This is a genomic window from Enterobacter cloacae complex sp. P15RS (genome assembly GCF_014895905.1).
Taxonomy (GTDB): Bacteria; Pseudomonadota; Gammaproteobacteria; order Enterobacterales; family Enterobacteriaceae; genus Enterobacter; species Enterobacter quasihormaechei.
Genome location: NZ_JADBQL010000002.1, coordinates 1 through 19,296, shown reverse-complemented (window position 1 = coordinate 19,296; position 19,296 = coordinate 1). Strand labels below are relative to the sequence as shown.

The window sequence follows — 19,296 nt, the reverse complement described above, 5'->3', positions numbered from 1 at the left end:
CTTTTATCCGTATTAAATTAAAGCGTGAAGTGCTGAGACCACTGCTCAAGAAGGGTTTTGTAGGGTTTGATGAACCGCTCTTCGGTATATTTCCCCTGCTCAATGGCCAGACGGCTGCGCTCTTCACGGTCATAAACGATTTTGGTTAATGAGTGATCCTGCTGATTCAGGTCGGGCTGATAGCACTGCCCCGCGGCGGAATTAGCATTATAAATTTCCGGGCGATAAATCTTCTGGAACGTCTCCATCGTGCTGATGGTGCCGATCAGCTCCAGATTGGTGTAATCTCGCAGTAAATCGCCGGTGAAGAAGAAGGCAAAAGGCGCGACGCTGTTCTCAGGCATGAAGTAGCGAACCTTAAGGCCCATTTTGGCGAAATACTGCTCCGTCAGCGACGCGCCGTCCGGCTGGTACTCCAGGCCCAGCACCGGATGGTGGTTACCGGTGCGGCGGTAGGTGTCTTTGCTGGAGACGCTCAGGCAAATCACCGGCGCTTTTTTGAAGTTCTCCCGATATTCCGCAGAATGCACAAAACACTTAAAGATATTGCCGTGCAGCTCACCGAAATTCTCGGGGAGAGTAAAACGGGATTGATCTTTATTGTGCTCCAGCAGCAGGACGCTGAAATCATAGTCACGGACATAGGATGAGAAGTTATTCCCGACGATGCCCTCAATGCGCTCGCCGGTCTTTTTATCCACGATCGTCGTTTGCAGAATTTCGATGGCCGGGAAGGTAAATTCCCCGCCAATATTCATATCGATCGATACAATCTCCAGCTCAACGGCGTAGCGGTCCGCCTTGGGGTTATCCCAGCTCGCCAGCGCGTTAAAGCGATTGTTGATCATCACCAGCGTATTGCGCAGGTTTTCCTGACGCTTCTCCCCACGGGCGAGGTTGGCGAAGTTGGTGGTCGTGCGCGTTTTTTCTGACGGGTTATAGTTTTCATCAAAGCAACTGCGCTTAAGGGTAAATGTGAAAGCCTGACTCATTTTCGTTATGCATCCTAAGTTCATGTTGCCGGGACGTTATCAATGCATAATTTATGCCTGAACCACTGGCGCAGGGGAAGTGACTTAATTTCACTGCGTCATGAGGGTTCTTCATGAACTGCGCAATTCAGGTATAATCCCCCGACATTTCCAACCGGTTTAAACGATCATGACAAAACTCACCCTACAAGAGCAGATGCTGAAAGCGGGCTTAGTCAGCAGCAAAAAGATGGCGAAGGTCCAGCGCACGGCAAAAAAATCCCGCGTCCAGGCTCGCGAGGCGAGAGAAGCCGTTGAAGAGAATAAGAAAGCGCAGCTTGAGCGTGACAAGCAGCTGAGCGAACAGCAAAAACAGGCGGTGCTGGCGAAAGAGTTTAAGGCGCAGGTGAAGCAGCTGATTGAGATGAACCGCATCACCGTGGCGAGGGGTAACATCACCTTTAACTTTACCGACGGCAACCTGATCAAAAAAATCGACGTCGATAAGCAGACACAAACCCAGCTGATTAACGGTCGTCTGGCCATTGCCCGTCTGGTGATCAACGCGAATGGCGACTGTGAATATGCGATTATTCCGGCGGTGGTTGCGGATAAAATTGCCCAGCGCGATGCGGACAGCATTGTGCTAAACAGCGCGCTGAGTCAGGAAGAGCAGGACGAAGACGATCCGTACGCAGACTTCAAAATCCCTGACGATTTAATGTGGTAAATCTCGTTCAGAATGGCGCGGCGTGACGGGCATTCATGGTCTCGCCGCTCAGCGGATGCATAAAACTCAGAACGCTTGCATGCAGCATCAGCCGGGGCGTTTCTTCAGCGCCCGGCCATTCCAGACCCCCATACAGATCGCACCCTAATATAGGGTGGCCTAACTGCTGGCAGTGAATGCGCAGCTGGTGGGTGCGCCCGGTCTCCGGGATAAGTTCCACCCGCGTTAACGGCATTTTCGTATCCTGGTATACACGTTCCACCACCCGGTAGCGGGAGCGGGCGGGTTTACCGGTCAGTGAACAGATCGTCATCAGCGGAAACAGCGCCGGATCTTTGGCAATCGGCGCATCCACTGTCCCTTCATCCTCTTCCACATGTCCGCACAGCAGGGCGGTGTAAACCTTGCTCACGGCGCGCTGGCTGAACTGGTGACAAAGAGCGGCGTTAATCGCCTTGTTACGCGCAATGACCATCAGGCCTGAGGTGCCAAAATCAAGGCGATGCACCAGCGTGCAGCCAGGAAAGGTTTGCACCAGACGATGGTGAACGGAATCGCGGTTTTGCGGATTTTTTCCCGAGAGGCTAAGCAGGCCGGAAGGTTTGTTGATCAGCAGCAGATGTTCGTCCTGCCATAAGATCTCAATGTCGTCGTGACAGGGGGGTGCAATAAAAGTATCGATAATGACAGACATCAGGCCGCCCGGCTGGAGAGTGGGTGCGGATGATAACGAAATATGCAGGAAAAGAAAAACCCTCCCACCGGGCGGTGAGAGGGGGAGATCTTAGGCAGCGACCAGGCTGTCGATAGCGGCTTTCGCGTCGGACTGCGCTTTGGTAGCCACTTCCGGGCCGTAAGCGATACCTTCAGCGAACACAAAGTTCACGTCGGTAATGCCGATGAAGCCGAGGAACAGGGTCATGTACGGCGCCACCAGGTCGGTTGGGGTATCTTTGTGGATACCGCCGCGGCTGGTCAGGACGATAGCGCGTTTACCTTTTACCAGACCTTCCGGGCCGTTCTCGGTGTAACGGAAGGTTACGCCAGCGCGCGCCACCAGGTCGAAGTAGTTCTTCAGTTGGGTAGGAATGTTGAAGTTGTACATTGGGGCGTTGATCACGATAACGTCGTGCGCCTGCAATTCAGCAATCAGCTCGTCGGAGAGCGCCAGGGCTTCCTGCTGACGTGGGGACAAAGGCGCATCGCTCGGACGCAGCGCGCCAACCAGCTCGCCGTCCAGCACAGGAATCGGGTTTGCCGCCAGGTCGCGAACGGTGATTTCATCCGCAGTATGCTGTTCGCGCCACTGCTCAACGAAATAGTCGGACAGCTGACCAGACTGTGAGTACCCTGCCAGAATACTGGATTTCAACACTAATACTTTGCTCATGGGAAATTCCTGTTTTGTATTTGATTGAAGGGGGTTGCCCCGTTGCTTGTTGACACTTTATTCACAATCCTGCCACAGGGATAGCGCAATATATCGAAGTCTATGTTCGAATTTTTTGAATAAGGCGCGAAAAGCGCTGATGTGGTACTCTATAGCAATCATTAAAAAGAGATTTTATCCGGCAGTGCACTGCCCGTTAACGCTATGACAGAACAACAAAAATTGACCTTCCCGATGCTGATGCAGCAGCTTAATTCGCTGATGCTGCGCGATAAACAGCGGTTTGCGCGCCGCCTGCACGGCGTTAAGAAGGTTAAAAATCCTGATGCACAACAGGCCATTTACCAGGAGATGGCCAAAGAGATTGAACAGGCGGCAGGGAAGGTTGTGCTGCGCGAAGCCGCACGTCCGGAGATTACCTACCCGGAAAACCTGCCCGTCAGCCAGAAAAAACAGGACATTCTTGAGGCCGTACGCGACCACCAGGTGGTGATTGTCGCGGGCGAAACCGGTTCAGGTAAAACCACCCAGCTGCCGAAAATCTGCATGGAGCTGGGCCGCGGGGTGAAGGGGCTGATTGGCCATACCCAGCCGCGTCGTCTGGCGGCGCGCACCGTGGCGAACCGTATTGCCGAAGAGCTGCAAACGGAGCCGGGCGGCTGCATCGGCTACAAGGTGCGATTCAGCGATCGCGTCAGCGACAACACCATGGTTAAGTTGATGACCGACGGTATTCTACTGGCGGAAATCCAGCAGGATCGTCTGCTGATGCAATACGACACCATCATCATCGATGAAGCGCACGAGCGCAGCCTGAACATCGACTTCCTGCTCGGCTACCTGAAAGAGCTGCTGCCGCGCCGTCCGGATCTGAAAATCATCATCACCTCCGCGACCATCGACCCGGAGCGCTTCTCAAAACATTTCAACAACGCGCCGATTATTGAAGTGTCGGGCCGCACCTATCCGGTGGAAGTGCGCTATCGCCCGATTGTTGAAGAGGCGGACGATACCGAGCGCGACCAGCTTCAGGCCATCTTTGATGCCGTCGACGAGCTGGGCAATGAGAGTTCGGGCGACATTCTGATCTTTATGAGCGGCGAGCGCGAAATCCGCGACACCGCCGATGCGCTCAGCAAGCGCGACCTGCGCCATACTGAGATCCTGCCGCTGTACGCGCGCCTGTCGAACAGCGAGCAGAACCGCGTGTTCCAGCCGCACGGCGGGCGCCGCATCGTGCTGGCGACCAACGTGGCCGAAACCTCGCTCACCGTGCCGGGCATCAAATACGTGATCGACCCTGGCACGGCGCGCATCAGCCGCTACAGCTACCGTACCAAGGTCCAGCGCCTGCCGATCGAGCCGGTATCGCAGGCATCGGCGAATCAGCGTAAGGGGCGCTGTGGCCGCGTGTCGGAAGGGATCTGTATTCGTCTCTATTCGGAAGACGATTTCCTGTCGCGCCCGGCGTTTACCGACCCCGAGATCCTGCGCACCAACCTGGCGTCCGTTATTCTGCAAATGACCGCGCTGGGGCTGGGCGATATCGCCGCCTTCCCGTTTGTGGAAGCGCCGGACAAGCGCAATATTCAGGACGGGGTGCGCCTGCTGGAAGAGCTGGGCGCCATCACCACCGACGAGCAGGCGACGGCCTACAAGCTAACGCCATTAGGCCGTCAGCTTAGCCAGCTCCCGGTTGATCCGCGTCTGGCGCGCATGGTGCTGGAAGCGCAAAAGCATGGCTGCGTGCGCGAGGCGATGATCATCACCTCGGCGCTCTCCATTCAGGATCCGCGCGAGCGCCCGATGGACAAACAGCAGGCGTCGGATGAAAAACACCGTCGCTTCCACGATAAAGAGTCTGATTTCCTGGCCTTTGTGAACCTTTGGAACTATCTCGGCGAGCAGCAAAAAGCGCTCTCTTCGAATCAGTTCCGCCGTCAGTGCCGGGTGGATTTCCTCAACTACCTGCGCGTGCGCGAGTGGCAGGATATCTATACCCAGCTGCGCCAGGTGGTAAAAGAGCTGGGCATCCCGGTGAACAGTGAACCGGCGGAGTACCGCGAAATTCATATCGCCTTGCTGACTGGCCTGCTGTCCCATATCGGGATGAAAGATGCCGATAAGCAGGAGTATACCGGGGCACGTAACGCGCGTTTCTCCATCTTCCCGGGCTCGGGCTTGTTCAAAAAGCCGCCGAAGTGGACCATGGTCGCCGAGCTGGTGGAAACCAGCCGTCTGTGGGGGCGAATTGCCGCACGCATCGATCCGGAGTGGGTTGAACCGGTTGCGCAGCACCTGCTGAAACGCTCGTACAGCGAGCCGCACTGGGAGCGCGGGCAGGGCGCGGTGATGGCAACCGAAAAAGTCACCGTCTATGGCCTGCCGGTGGTCGCTGCGCGGAAGGTTAACTACAGCCAGATCGATCCGGCGTTAAGTCGCGAGCTGTTTATCCGCCATGCGCTGGTGGAGGGCGACTGGCAGACGCGCCACGCGTTCTTCCGCGAAAACCTGAAGCTTCGCGCCGAGGTGGAAGAGCTTGAGCACAAGTCCCGCCGCCGCGACATTCTGGTGGACGACGAGACGCTGTTTGAGTTTTACGACCAGCGCATCAGCCACGATGTGATCTCGGCGCGCCATTTCGACAGCTGGTGGAAGAAAGCCAGCAAAGAGACCCCAGACCTGCTCAACTTCGAAAAGAGCATGCTGATCAAAGAGGGCGCGGAGTCGGTCAGCAAGCTCGACTACCCGAACTTCTGGCATCAGGGGAACCTCAAGCTGCGGCTGACCTATCAGTTTGAGCCGGGCGCGGATGCCGATGGCGTGACGGTGCACATTCCGCTGCCGCTGTTAAACCAGGTGGAAGAGAGCGGGTTTGAGTGGCAAATTCCCGGCCTGCGCCGCGAGCTGGTGATTGCGCTGATCAAGTCGCTGCCAAAGCCGGTACGGCGCAATTTTGTGCCAGCACCGAACTACGCCGAAGCCTTTTTAGGCCGCGTCACGCCGCTGGAGCTGCCGCTGCTGGACGCGCTTGAGCGCGAGTTCCGCCGTATGACCGGGACCACCATTGACCGCGAGGACTGGAACTGGGATCAGGTGCCCGATCACCTGAAAATCACCTTCCGCGTGGTGGACGATAAAAACAAAAAGCTGCTGGAAGGCCGCTCGCTTTCGGAACTGAAGGACGCCCTGAAGGGCAAAGTGCAGGAGACCCTGTCTGCCGTGGCGGACGACGGTATCGAGCAGAGCGGGCTGCATATCTGGAGCTTTGGTCAGCTTCCGGAAAGCTACGAGCAGAAGCGCGGCAACTACAAGGTGAAAGCCTGGCCTGCGCTGGTGGATGAGCGCGACAGCGTGGCGATTAAGCTCTTTGACAATCCCCAAGAGCAGCAGCAGATGATGTGGCGCGGGCTGCGTCGACTGCTTCTGCTCAACATCCCATCGCCGATTAAGTATCTGCATGAGAAGCTGCCGAACAAAGCCAAGCTGGGGCTGTACTTTAACCCGTACGGCAAAGTGCTGGATCTGATTGACGACTGCATCTCCTGCGGCGTGGACAAGCTGATCCACGAGGCGGGCGGTCCGGTCTGGACGGAAGAGGGCTTTGCTCAGCTTCATGAAAAGGTGCGCGCGGAGCTGAACGATACCGTGGTAGAGATTGCGAAACAGGTCGAGCAGATCCTCACCGCCGTGTTCAATATCAACAAGCGCCTGAAAGGGCGGGTGGATATGACCATGGCGCTGGGGCTGTCGGACGTGAAGGCGCAGATGGCCGGGCTGGTCTATCGCGGTTTTGTGACCGGCAACGGCTTTAAGCGGCTGGGCGATACGCTGCGTTATTTGCAGGCGATCGAAAAACGTCTGGAGAAAATGGCGATCGATCCGCATCGCGACCGGGCGCAGATGCTGAAAGTCGAAAACGTGCAGCAGGCATGGCAGCAGTGGCTGAACAAACTGCCGCCGGCGCGTCGGGAGGATGACGACGTGCAGGAGATCCGCTGGATGATCGAGGAGCTGCGCGTCAGCTTCTTCGCTCAGCAGCTTGGCACCCCGTACCCGATTTCGGACAAGCGTATCTTGCAGGCGATGGAGCAGATCTCCGGCTAAAACATTTGCCCGGTGGCGCTGCGCTTATCCGGCCTACGGAAGAACATGTAGGCCGGATAAGGCGTAGCCGCCACCCGGCTTTTTATCGTTCCACCATCGCCAGCGTAAACCCATCCCATCCCTTAACGCCCACCGTTTGCAGCGCGGTGGCGGTTAAGCGTGGGTTATCTCCAGTCATCTCGATAAACTTCCGTACCCCCTGCACGCGTGCATCGTCGCTTTGCCCGTTAACCACCTCGCCGTCGCGCACCACGTTATCGCCGATAATGACTGTGCCGGGACGGGAGTAGTGCAGCGCCCACTCCAGGTAGCCGAGGTTGTTTGGCTTATCGGCATCAATAAAGATCAGGTCAAAGGGCGGGACGTCACCGAAATTCTCGAGCGACTTTAGCGCCGGGCCTTCAAACAGTTCTATGCGATCGCCGAGTCCAGCAAGATGAATATTCTGTCGTGCAACTGCGGCATGTGTCGGGTCCGCTTCTAGCGTAATCAGCTTTCCGTCCGGCGGCAGGGCGCGCGCCATCCAGATTGAGCTATATGCACCAAGCGTACCGATCTCCAGAATGCGGCGGGCCTGCATCATGCGGACAAACAGCGCCAGCAGTTGCCCCTGATTTGCGGCAACGTCGTGCTCGGGTAAACCGGCGCGTTTGTTGTTTTCAAGAACGTTCTGGAGAACCTCATCTTCAGGAATAAGCGACGAAATCATGTAATTATCTACTGAACACCACTGCTGTTGCATAGATTGACTCCTTGGGGGGATCGCCAGATGCGAAGTGTAGGCCGGGTAAGGCGTAGCCGCCACTATCGTTTCTCCGGCTAAAACCTTTGCCCGGTGGCGCTGCGCTTACCGGGCCTACAGAAACATATGTATGCCTCGTGAGGCGTGGCCGCGTTCCACCATCACCAGACGTGTAGGCCGGGTAAGGCGTAGCCGCCACCCGGCATGTTTTCACGCACTGGCCCAACCGCCTCCCAGCGCTTTATACAAATCAATTTGCGCCAGCAGCAGGTTATTTTTCACCTGTACCACGCTGGTCTGCACCGAGAATAAGGTGCGCTGCGCGTCAAGCACATCCAGATAGGAAGAGTACCCGTTGCGGTAGCGGTTTTGCGCAATCCGCAGCGTCTCCTGCGCGACCTGCTGCTGTGCCAGCAGCTCGGTAAGCTGTTCCTGATAGCGGGTGATGGCATCAAGGCTATCATTCACCTCGACAAACGCGTTACGTACGGTTTTTTCGTAGCTGTAGAGTGCCTGATTACGCTGGGACTGAGAGATATCCACCTGTGCATTCAGCGCCTGACGGTTCAGCAGCGGCGCAAGAATACTGCCGCCCACGCTCCAGAGCTGTAGGGGGTTATCCAGCAACCCCGACAGCGTGCGATCCTGCACCGATCCCGTGGCCGTGAGGTTGATCGACGGCAGCAGGCTGGCGCGCGATGACGCCAGCGTCGCGTCCGCCGCAACGAGCTGACGTTCCGCCTGGACGATATCCGGACGTCGGTTAAGTAACGTCGACGGCAGTTGTGAAGGCAGTTTCAGCGGCGTCAGGGCGTCGAAGCTTTCACCGCGCGGAACGTCACCCGGATTGCCGCCAAGCAGCAGGCTAAGCGCATTCTCCTGTTGCGCAATCTGGTGCTGTAGAAGTGGAACCTGCGCGCGGGTGGCGCGCAGCTCAGAATCCGATTGCATCAGCTCAAGGCGAGAGCTATATCCCGTCTCAAACTGCCGTTTAGCAAGGTTAAACGCTTCTTCACGCGACTTCAGCGTGGCACGGGTCACGCGGAGCTGTTCATCCAGCGACAGCAGGATGACGTACCCGGAGGCCACCGACGACGCGACGGTAAGATCTGCCGCCGCAGCCGCCGCTTTTTGTGCCTCCAGCGATGCTTCAGCGGCACGGGCGGTGCCGCGGTTTACGCCCCAGATATCCACGTCGTAGCTGGCGGTCAGGCTACCTTTATACAGCGTACCGTATACCGGAAGCCCGGTGGCGGCGGACTGCGAGCGTCCGCGCGTTCCCGTCACGCCCGCATCTAGCGACGGAAACAGGCTGCCGTCGGCGGCGTACACCCGGGCCTGATACTCATTAATCCGTTCGCGGGCAATCAGCACGTCGCTGTTGTTCTTCAGCGCCTGATCCACATAGCGGTTCAGATGGCTGTCGTGAAAATTGCGCCACCAGAGCTGCTCTGCCGGGTTGGACGGCCCCGACGTGGCGCGCCACTGGGCCGGAATGTGCAGTGACGATGTGGCGGGCTCAACGTCTACCGACTGGCAACCCGCCAGGATAGCCATCATCAGCAGGCCAGCGATCGGGCGAAGCGTCATTGTTTCGCCTCCCGCGTGTCGATGGTGACCTGCACCGACATGCCAGGGCGCAGCAGCCGGTAGTCCTCCGCCTCACCGAGAACCTCAATGCGCACCGGGATGCGCTGGGCGATTTTGACAAAGTTGCCTGTGGCGTTATCCGGGGTGATAGCGCTGAACTCCACGCCAGTGGCCGGGGAAATGCTCTCTACGCGCCCCTGATAGGCTTTATCGTTCAACGCATCGACGGTGAATTTCACCGGCTGGCCGACGCGTATATTCGCCAGCTGCGTCTCTTTGATGTTGGCGATCACCCAGTGCTGCGGCGGAACCAGCGTGGTCAAGTGCGTTCCGGCAGTCACGTACGCCCCCAGACGCACCGCAACCTGCCCGAGCTGGCCGTCGCGCGGGGCGACAATTCGGGTGTTTTGCAGATCGATCTGCGCCAGTTCAAGGGCGGCTTTGGCATTTTCAACGTCCGCTTCCAGCGAACCGCGATTAACGATGACCGTTTGTAAATCCTGGCGCGACATCTCAAGCGTCGCTTTTGCCTGATCGATATCGGCGCTACCCTGCGCGGCACTCGCCAGCGCTGCATCGCGCTCGCGGATGGACAGGGAGCCGTCTGCGGTCAGATCCTTCACGCGCCTCAGATCCGCCTGGGTTTTCAGGCTTTGGGCACGGGCGTTTTTCAGCGCCGCCTCGTTTCTGGCAATCACCGCTTCCGCACTTTTGCGTTGTTGCAGGTTGTTGTTCAGGGCAGCGATTTTCATTGCCAGCTGCGCCTCGGCCTGATGGACGCGCTGGCGATAGATCCGGTCGTCAATCTGCAACAGCAGATCGCCTTTTTTAACCTGCACGAAATCCTGAACGTGTACCTCGGTAATGTAGCCGTTTACCTGTGGACTGATGAACGTTGTCTGGCCGCGCACGTAGGCGTTATCGGTGAACTGCGCGTGACGCGTGAACGGAGGCAACTGCCAGGCATAAAGGATCACCAGCACCCCGACAATACCGATAGCCGCGGCGGTGAAAATGGACACGACGCGCACGTTTTTACGGGTGTTGGCCTGCTCTTTGGCGGCATCCTGCTGACTCATAACCTCTCCTGAAAAATAATCATGACTTATTGCCAGTGGCGTTCTTAAGGGCCATACGGGCGGTAATGCGCAGGCGCAGCAAACGCCATAAAATCCAGACCAGCGTGGCAGTGGCAATGCTCGCCGTCAGTAAATAAGTATCGTTGTAAGCCAGAATATTTGCCTCAAGCGCCGTCACCGTCTGGAGCTGGGTAATGGCCTGAGTGCCCAGCAGGGAACTGTCGCCAATCAGGCTTTTATACATCTGGGTGTAAAGCTGAATACGTTCGTTCACCAGCGGGTTCAGGGTGGTGAGCTGGTCGGCCAGCAGGCTGGAATGGTACTTCTCGCGCCAGGTCTGGAAGGTGCCGAGGATCGCGGAACCCAGCAGGCCCCCAAGGTTCTGACTCATGCCAAACATCACGGAAAAGCTGACCAGGTTGCGCGGGTCGGCGATCACCCCGCCAATGGCGGCCAGCATCGCAGGCGCGAGGAAGAAAGCGCTGCCGAAGCCCAGCAGGAACTGGCTGAACATTAGCTGATCCGGTCGGGTCAGGTTGTTAGACTGGCTGTCCAGCAGCGAGGCGATAATCATCAGCGCCAGCGAGGTGATTATCGGCCAGGCCAGTTTAGTGGGTTTTATCGTCAGGCAACTGGTGACGATACCGCAGACAATCCCGGCGAAAATAGCCCATGCCAGATGGGTCATCTGTTCATTCTGTAGGCCTACATATTGCAGCCAGCCGATGACGCCGGTGTTCTGCTCCGCCAGCACGATGCGGATCAGCAGCATAATCAGCCCCAGACGTACGATGCTGCCGCTGGAGAGCCAGCGGGTATTGAGCAGCGGGTTGCTGCGGTTATGCTCAAACACAATCGCTGAGACAATCAGCACCAGCGAGAGAGCCAGCGCCCAGCCGATCCACGGCGCTTCAAACCACCAGTCCAGACGCCCTAACGACAGAACCGCGCACAGCAGCGCCATGCCGGGTGCCAGCAAAAAGAAGGTGATGAAATCTTTCTTCTCGAAAACTTTGCGCCGATCGCCCGGGGGCAGCTTTAGCACCATCACGCAGGCCAGCGATATCAGGGCCAGCCCCAGTTCGAAGAAGTACAGTCCGCGCCACTCGTCAAGCTGTAACAGCTCGGTGGAGAACAGCCGCGCCAGCGGGATCGCCAGCGACGATCCGGTAATGCCGATGGTCAGCGCCTTCAGTCGATGCTTCGCGGGCCAGGCCTGTATCTGGTAATAAATGCCGAGCGAGCTGAGCGCGGCGGCGACCATCCCGTGCGCCGCACGCACCATCAGCGCCGAGCTGAGATCGTTCACAAACAGGTGGAAAAAGGTGACCAGCACATACAGCACCAGGAAGCCTTCCGTAAACGCGCGTAAACCGTACTGCTGGCGAAACTTCACCAGCAGCAAGTTTATGGAGACGTTGGTCATAACATAGACCGCGGGCAGCCAGGCGATTTCGGTCGACCAGGCGCCGAAGGTGCCTTGCAGATTTTGCAGATTGGCGGTGACGACCGCGTTACCCAGCGCCCCGGTCAAACACACCAACAGGCCGACCACGCCATAGGCGATCCGTTTTGGGGTGGGATGTTCCGGGGTGGAAGGGGAACCCAGCAGGGCGGGTTTCTCGTGTGGCTGCCACTCGCGAGGAGCATAAGGATCGCGTTGGGGCAGGCGCATAACGGGGTTTACCTTTCAAAAAGTTGAATTGTGAGCGGGCTAATGATTCTACGGTTGCCGCAAATCATAATTCAAGTGAATACGATTATTGTATGTTAATCAAATGTAGAGGGAATAATGAAGAAAAAGTGCGGCTCGCGAACGGAGCCGCAATAATATTATCGCTGTTCCGGCTGCGCCTGAAGGTGGCGTTCACGGTTGATGCGGCTGGCACAAAAAATTGCAACGAGGGAGATAGCGACCGTCACGCCCAGATACCAGGCCACGGGTACCCAGTCGCCGTCGTATTTCGCCAGCAGTCCGGTAGCTATTAGCGGTGCCGTTCCGCCTGCCAGCGCGGCCCCAAGTTGATAACCCAGCGTGATACCGGTGTAGCGAACGTTGGCACTGAAAATTTCAGAGCAGAGCGTCCCGAGAACTGCCGTCACCGGTGCCCACAGTACGCCAAAAGCGATAACGGTCGCGAGCACAATTCCCCAGGTGGTACCGCTATTCAGCAGCATAAACCAGGGCACGATAAACAGGCCGAGCATGAAGACACTGACGGCGTACATTCGCTGGCGGCCAACCCTGTCGGAGAGCAGCCCCATCAGCGGGATCATGATAGTGGCGACCAGTGCGCCAAGAGTTACTGCCTCCAGCGCCTGGGATTTCTGATAGGTCAGGGTAGTAGTGGCGTAGCTCACCACAAACGTGGAGAAAATATAGAACGGAGCTGTCTCAACAACCTTAAACCCGGCGGCAATTAGCACTTCACGCCAGTGGTGTTTTAGGGTGTCGCGCAGCGGAGCTTTCGCAACCTGACCGGATTTTTTCACTTTCTGGAAATCAGGCGTTTCGTCAATATCTTTCCGGATCCACAGCCCCAATAATACCAGCACGGAACTGAGCAGGAACGGAATGCGCCAGCCCCAGGAGAGAAAATCCTCTTCGCTGAACAGCGTCATTAGCGAGACGATAAATGTCGCCATCAACATGCCGATGGTAACGCCCGCCTGCGGAATACTGCCGAAGAAGCCTTTGCGTTTTTCTGGAGCATACTCGTAAGCCAGCAGCAGCGCGCCACCCCATTCACCGCCGATACCCATCCCCTGAATAATACGCATCAGGATCAGCAACGCGGGCGCCCACATCCCGATCATGTCGTAGGTGGGCAGCAGGCCAATCATCACGGTTGCACCTCCCATCAATGAAAGGGTGAGGACAAGCGTTTTTTTGCGACCGATACGATCCCCGATATGTGCAAAGAGAACGCCGCCAATGGGGCGAATAAAGAAGGTCAACGAGAAGGAGAGATAGGAGAGGATCAGCCCGATTACCGGGTCGACCATCGGAAAGAAAATCTTGTTAAACACCAGGGCGGCAGCGGTGCCATAGAGAAAATAATCAAACCATTCAATAGAACTTCCCGTAAGACTGGCAATTAATACCTTTTTGTTTTTCCGCAATACCGTTGTCGTGCTCTCATGTTGTGTCATGACTCAAAACTCCGCCACGTGGATGATAATAGAGGTGTTACCTGGCGCGCTTCAGGTGCAACCTGTCGGTGTGTAATGGTTGTTAAATTGTTAAGAAACTTAGGGTTTGATGTTACATTTGGCAAGTCAGCCAGAACTAAAACGGGTCAGATCACGATGGATTAAGCAGCAACAGGTGCTTTTTCAGCACGCTGTTTTGGCAGGATGTATTGAAGGGCAGATAATCAAAAGCACAAACCCAGGGTGCAACCCAATTGTTTTTGGATGTTTCTGGTTATTTCATCAAAATGACAAATATGCAGCGTAATGAGCACCTCCGCTTTCAGAGTGATCTCCTTTTCAACCCTGTTGCGTGAAGTACTCTAAAGATGAATGCTGTAAGGAGGTAACGATGACAATGGCACTTTTCCCCTGTCTGCCTGGCACAACCCTCGACGCCGTGAATACCGTCGGGGCGTGGCTTGCTCAGGATGACTATCAGGACAACCAGCCCGTTGATCTGGTGATTCTGGCGGGTAACGCGGTTATTCCCGCGATTGATGCTGCCTGTAAAATCGCGGCTGAACAGGGTGTTCCTCTGATCATCAGCGGCGGGATCGGTCACTCGACGACCTTCCTTTACGCCGCGATTGCGAAACACCCCCGCTACAACAGGATACCCACCACCGGGCGGGCCGAGGCGGCTATCCTGGCCGACATTGCCCGCGAGTTCTGGAATATTCCTGCTGAGAAACTGCACGTTGAGGACCAGTCCACCAACTGCGGGGAAAACGCCCGCTTCAGCTGGGCGTTAATGAAACAATCCGGCCTGAACGCCGCACGGGTGCTGGTGGTGCAGGACCCGACGATGCAGCGTCGCACAATGGCTACGTTTGCCCGCGTATGCCGCGACGAGAGCGTATCGCCCGCCTGGGTGAGTCACCCCGGCCTGACCCCGGTGCTGCAAAACAGCGACGACGGTCTGCTCTTTAGCGGCCCGGTTGAGGGGTTATGGCCGGTAGAGCGCTACCTGTCGCTGGTGCTGGGTGAACTTCCGCGATTAAGGGACGACATTAACGGCTACGGTCCGGCGGGGCGTGACTTTATTGCCCACGTCGACATCCCCGCCGAGGTGGAGTCGGCGTGGCAGACCTTGCGAAACGACGTCATTCTCACCGACGCGCTGGTGAGCCGTTCTCTGCTGTAGCAATCTGCCCGTTTGCGCCATCTTTTACGCAAACGGGCATCTCATGTTGCCGATTTGTAATTCCTGAAGCGTGCTGACCCGTTTCTTTTATGAGATATCTCACAAAAACAAGCTCATACAGTAGGCATTTGCCCCGGTAATTATAGTTTTTAACAATAAGTTTACTTGTTGAAAACAGTGTAATTACAGGAGCAGGTTATGACAGTACCCGTACAACATCCTATGTATATCGATGGACAGTTTGTTGCCTGGCAGGGTGATGCATGGATTGACGTGATCAATCCGGCCACGGAAGAGGTCATTTCCCGTATTCCCGACGGCGGCGCCGAGGATGCCCGCAAAGCCATTGATGCGGCAGAGCGCGCGCAGGCTGGCTGGGAGGCGCTGCCTGCCATTGAACGCGCAGGCTGGCTGCGCAAAATTTCCGCCGGGATCCGCGAGCGCGTCAGTGAAATCAGCGCGCTGATTGTGGCCGAAGGCGGCAAGATCCAGCAGCTGGCGGAAGTGGAAGTGAACTTTACCGCTGACTATATCGACTATATGGCCGAGTGGGCGCGTCGTTATGAAGGGGAAATCATTCAGAGCGACCGTCCGGGCGAGAATATTCTGGTGTTTAAACGCGCCCTCGGCGTGACCACCGGTATCCTGCCGTGGAACTTTCCCTTCTTCCTGATCGCCCGTAAGCTCGCCCCCGCGCTGATCACCGGCAACACCATCGTTATCAAACCGAGCGAATTTACCCCAAACAACGCCATTGCGTTCGCCAAAATCGTTGACGAGATTGGCCTGCCGAAAGGCGTCTTTAACCTGGTGCTGGGCCGCGGTGAAACCGTTGGACAGGAGCTGGCCGGGAACCCGAAGGTGGCGATGGTAAGCATGACCGGCAGCGTCGGGGCGGGTGAGAAGATCATGGCAGCGGCTGCGAAAAACATCACCAAAGTTGGGCTGGAGCTGGGCGGTAAAGCACCGGCTATCGTGATGGACGATGCCGACCTCGAGCTGGCCGTGAAGGCCATTGTCGATTCACGCGTTATCAACACCGGACAGGTCTGTAACTGCGCTGAACGTGTTTACGTCCAGAAAGGGATCTACGACCGCTTTGTCAATCGTCTGGGCGAGGCCATGAAAGCCGTCCAGTTCGGCAATCCGGCGGAACGAACCGACATTGCCATGGGGCCGCTGATCAACGCCGCCGCGCTGGAGCGCGTGGAGCAGAAGGTGGCGCGCGCGGTGCAGGAAGGGGCAAAAGTTGTCCTTGGCGGTAAGGCAGCAGAAGGCAAAGGGTATTTCTATCCCCCAACGCTGCTGCTGGACGTGCGTCAGGATATGACCATCATGCACGAAGAGACCTTTGGTCCGGTGCTGCCCGTGGTGGTTTTCGACACGCTGGAAGAGGCGCTGAAAATGGCCAACGACAGTGACTACGGTTTAACCTCGTCTGTTTATACGCAGGATCTGAACGTCGCCATGAAAGCCATTAAAGGGCTTAAGTTCGGTGAGACCTACATTAACCGCGAAAACTTTGAAGCGATGCAGGGCTTCCATGCGGGCTGGCGGAAATCCGGTATCGGCGGGGCGGACGGTAAACACGGTCTGAATGAGTATTTGCAGACGCAGGTGGTCTATTTGCAGTCGTAATTAAGAGCCCCCTCCGTGCGAGGGGGTTCACATTTTCAGGAAAGGTGGTTATGTTGGCGCGTTAGTTGTTATTTATCGGGAAACGACATGCGCACAAAATATACGGGTCTGCAAATCAGCATTCACTGGCTGGTTTTTCTGTTAGTCATTATGGCCTATTGCGCCATGGAGTTCAGGGGATGGTTCCCGCGAAGCGATCGTCCGCTCATTAATATGATCCACGTTTCCTGCGGGATCAGCATCCTGGTGCTGATGGTGGCGCGCCTGCTTATTCGCCTTAAATTCCCGGCTCCGCCTATTCAACCGAAGCCAAAAGCAATGATCACCGGGTTGTCTCATCTGGGGCACCTGGTTATCTACCTGCTGTTCATTGCGCTGCCGCTGATCGGCATCGTGATGATGTATAACCGCGGAAATGACTGGTTTGCCTTTGGCCTGACGATGCCGCATGCGGCGGAGGGGAATTTTGACCTGGTGGACAGCCTAAAAGAGTGGCACGTGACCCTGGCGAATCTGGGCTATTTCGTCATTGGTTTGCACGCCTTTGCCGCGCTAATGCATCACTACTTCTGGAAGGACAACACGCTGCTGCGCATGATGCCGAAAAAGCGTCAGTAAACGATAATGCCCTGCCAGTCCGCAGGGCATTTTTTTCGCTGTTTATTGCAGCTGCGCGCATTCCTGCGCCGTTAACTCCAGCGTCTGGGTTGAACCCGTTTCCGACGATTTTACCGCCGCTTCCAGCACCGCCATCACCGCCAGCGCTTCCACCGGATGGACCGGATTATCAATCTTGCCGTTCAGGGCATCGCGCACGTTGATATAGTATTGTCGCTGATCGCCTTTTGGCGCAGGGATAGCGCTGGCTTCACCCTGAGCATTAAACAGCACCATATCGTCGCTGTCTTCACCCCAGCTTTCGCTGCCTGGAATGACGCCCGCCAGCAGCTGGGCTTCCTGCTGGTCGATGCGCGCTTTCACCACGCTCGCTTTGTCGCCGTGGACCCTAAAGCGTGAAACGCCGCCCGCCACCAGCATGCTGCAATGGAGGATCACTTTGTGTTCAGGATAATTCAGCACCACGTGCGCCCAGTCGTTAATCTCTGCGCCGTCACGCAGCGTGGCGATGTTGCCCTGCACCGACTGTGGCAGTCCAAAAAGCTGTAGCGTCTGGTCAATCATGTGCGGGCCTAAGTCAAACCACAGGCCGCTGCCGGGAACGTTTTGCTCTCTCCAGCGCACGCGAACTTCCGGGCGGAAACGATCGATATGTGACTCAAGGTGTTTTACCTTGCCGATGCTGCCTTGCGCAATCACCTGCTTAATGCCGAGAAAATCGCTGTCCCAGCGGCGGTTATGGAAGACAGAAAGCAGCAGCTGTTTTTCTTCAGCCAGCGTAATCAGATCCCGCGCTTCCTGCATATCCAGCGTGAACGGCTTATCTACCACCACGTGCTTGCCGGCGTTCAGGGCCAGCGTAGCCAGCGGCGCATGGGTCGCGTTGGGGGAGGCGATCACCACCAGGTCGATATCCGGGTGCTGAATGGCCTCTTCTGGCGTGGCGACAACGAGGACGTCGGGCAGATCGCGTTTGACCTTCTCTTCATCCCGGGATGAGACCACCGCCAGCTTCAGGCCATCGACGGACCGGATCAGCGGGGCATGAAACGTCTTACCTACAAAACCATACCCGATCAGCGCAATATTGATTGTCTTCACTTTATTCATGACCTTCTCCACGTTAATGCGCGCAAACGGTAACCTGCAAGGCGCCAGGGTCCCCGAGCTCTGCCCAGGGACGATCTAAAAACAGTTGATGAATCTGGGATAACCCCGAAACCAGATACGGTTCGCACTGGTTGAGCTTCAGGTGATCGGCGACTATCCAGCGCGCCTGGCTTGCGGCCAGCATGGCTCGCTTGACCTCGGCATCCGCCTCCTGACTGGCGCTTAACCCGAGCTCGGCATGAATGGCGCATGCGCCAAGAATGGCGATATCTGCCCGGTAGCGAGAGAGCAGGGAAAGGGTGGCACTTCCGGCAAACAGGCGCTGTTTCTGATCCCACTTTCCACCGAGCAGGATCAGGTCAATATCCTCCCGAGCGCTAACCAGCTGGGCGATATCGAGAGAAGGGGTAATGATGGTCAGCGGCCCCTGAAGGAAAGAGGCAACGGCCAGTATTGTGCTTCCCGCGTCCAGAAAAAGCGTCGAGCCCGCAGGCACATGTTGCGCCACCTGTTTACCCAACTGCTGCTTAATTTCAGGAAGCAAGGTATTCCTGCTGACACGGGTCATCGTCGAGAGATTGAGTGCGATGGCTCCACCATGGTTTTTTTGCGCAAGGCCCTGCTTTTCCAGGTCGGTCAAATCGCGACGGATGGTGTCAGCCGATACCTGTAGCCTTTCTGCCAGCTCGGTGATGCTGGCCTGGCCTTGTTCACTAATAATATCAAGCACATATTTCTGTCTGGCGGTTTTATGCATGAGGGCACTATCCTGCAAAATGTCGCAATATCTCGCAGTTTACAGCATTTTGCAGGAAAAGAAATGAGGCAGGCGTGCAATGTTATCTAAAAACAGTTTAATGAGGTTATTATTGATATCGCATTAATCATTCTTCAAAAACATGTATTTAACTTTTATCCAGGTTGTTATCGCTATGTTTTACATAGGAATTTGGGTTAAGTCGCCAGTTTGCAGACGGTAATT

The 19,296-nt window shown here is 56.5% G+C and carries 15 protein-coding genes; 5 read left to right on the top strand and 10 right to left on the bottom strand.

Annotated features, from left to right (window positions below):
- Positions 1-17: 17 nt before the first annotated feature.
- A complete protein-coding gene (locus IM267_RS00765) occupies positions 18-992 on the bottom strand; it encodes a DUF1852 domain-containing protein (protein ID WP_193032477.1) in 975 nt (324 codons plus the stop codon).
- A 169-nt stretch (positions 993-1,161) separates the two neighbouring features.
- Here IM267_RS00765 and IM267_RS00760 point away from each other — a divergent pair, with 169 nt between their 5' ends.
- A complete protein-coding gene (locus IM267_RS00760; RefSeq protein WP_063451397.1) occupies positions 1,162-1,701 on the top strand; it encodes a DUF2058 domain-containing protein in 540 nt (179 codons plus the stop codon).
- 7 nt (positions 1,702-1,708) lie between these two features.
- Here IM267_RS00760 and IM267_RS00755 read toward each other — a convergent pair whose 3' ends face one another.
- Together IM267_RS00755 and azoR are read right to left on the bottom strand one after the other, a co-directional pair.
- The gene (locus tag IM267_RS00755) at positions 1,709-2,395 is read right to left on the bottom strand and encodes an RluA family pseudouridine synthase (RefSeq protein WP_193032476.1); all 687 of its coding nucleotides are present in this window, start codon (positions 2,393-2,395) and stop codon (positions 1,709-1,711) included.
- A gap of 90 nt (positions 2,396-2,485) precedes the next feature.
- Complete coding sequence (azoR, locus tag IM267_RS00750) at positions 2,486-3,091, bottom strand: FMN-dependent NADH-azoreductase (protein WP_063451395.1); 606 nt, start codon at positions 3,089-3,091, stop codon at positions 2,486-2,488.
- A 204-nt stretch (positions 3,092-3,295) separates the two neighbouring features.
- On the opposite strand from azoR, the gene hrpA reads away from it, so the two are divergent.
- Entirely contained in the window at positions 3,296-7,198 is a 3,903-nt protein-coding gene (hrpA, locus tag IM267_RS00745; protein ID WP_193032475.1) for an ATP-dependent RNA helicase HrpA, read from the top strand.
- 82 nt (positions 7,199-7,280) lie between these two features.
- On the opposite strand, the gene IM267_RS00740 is transcribed toward hrpA, so the two are convergent.
- From IM267_RS00740 to IM267_RS00720, 5 genes are all read right to left on the bottom strand, one after another.
- Positions 7,281-7,940, bottom strand: coding sequence for an O-methyltransferase (locus tag IM267_RS00740; protein WP_193032474.1), 660 nt, complete (start codon positions 7,938-7,940; stop codon positions 7,281-7,283).
- Between the two features lie 210 nt (positions 7,941-8,150).
- Positions 8,151-9,530: an efflux transporter outer membrane subunit gene (locus IM267_RS00735; RefSeq protein WP_193032473.1), complete on the bottom strand. Its 1,380-nt coding sequence runs from the start codon at positions 9,528-9,530 to the stop codon at positions 8,151-8,153.
- On the bottom strand, positions 9,527-10,609 hold the full coding sequence (locus IM267_RS00730; RefSeq protein ID WP_107535312.1) for an HlyD family secretion protein: 1,083 nt from the start codon (positions 10,607-10,609) through the stop codon (positions 9,527-9,529). Before IM267_RS00730 ends, IM267_RS00735 begins: the two co-directional genes overlap by 4 nt.
- Before the next feature lie 19 nt (positions 10,610-10,628).
- Positions 10,629-12,284 (bottom strand): MFS transporter, encoded by a 1,656-nt coding sequence (locus tag IM267_RS00725; RefSeq protein ID WP_063451390.1) that lies wholly within the window; start codon positions 12,282-12,284, stop codon positions 10,629-10,631.
- Between the two features lie 158 nt (positions 12,285-12,442).
- A complete protein-coding gene (locus tag IM267_RS00720; protein WP_193032472.1) occupies positions 12,443-13,762 on the bottom strand; it encodes an MFS transporter in 1,320 nt (439 codons plus the stop codon).
- 391 nt (positions 13,763-14,153) lie between these two features.
- Here IM267_RS00720 and IM267_RS00715 point away from each other — a divergent pair, with 391 nt between their 5' ends.
- From IM267_RS00715 to cybB, 3 genes are all read left to right on the top strand, one after another.
- Positions 14,154-14,948, top strand: a complete 795-nt coding sequence (locus tag IM267_RS00715) for a YdcF family protein (protein WP_193032471.1) — start codon at positions 14,154-14,156, stop codon at positions 14,946-14,948.
- Positions 14,949-15,146: 198 nt separating this feature from the next.
- Positions 15,147-16,586 carry an aldehyde dehydrogenase gene (gene aldA, locus IM267_RS00710; protein ID WP_063866765.1) on the top strand — a complete coding sequence of 480 codons (1,440 nt, stop codon included), beginning with the start codon at positions 15,147-15,149 and terminating at the stop codon, positions 16,584-16,586.
- Positions 16,587-16,673: 87 nt separating this feature from the next.
- Positions 16,674-17,204 carry a cytochrome b561 gene (cybB, locus tag IM267_RS00705; protein WP_063451386.1) on the top strand — a complete coding sequence of 177 codons (531 nt, stop codon included), beginning with the start codon at positions 16,674-16,676 and terminating at the stop codon, positions 17,202-17,204.
- A gap of 42 nt (positions 17,205-17,246) precedes the next feature.
- On the opposite strand, the gene IM267_RS00700 is transcribed toward cybB, so the two are convergent.
- On the bottom strand, positions 17,247-18,314 hold the full coding sequence (locus tag IM267_RS00700) for an oxidoreductase (protein WP_193032470.1): 1,068 nt from the start codon (positions 18,312-18,314) through the stop codon (positions 17,247-17,249).
- A 13-nt stretch (positions 18,315-18,327) separates the two neighbouring features.
- Positions 18,328-19,071: a DeoR/GlpR family DNA-binding transcription regulator gene (locus tag IM267_RS00695; protein ID WP_063866762.1), complete on the bottom strand. Its 744-nt coding sequence runs from the start codon at positions 19,069-19,071 to the stop codon at positions 18,328-18,330.
- Between the last annotated feature and the right edge of the window lie 225 nt (positions 19,072-19,296).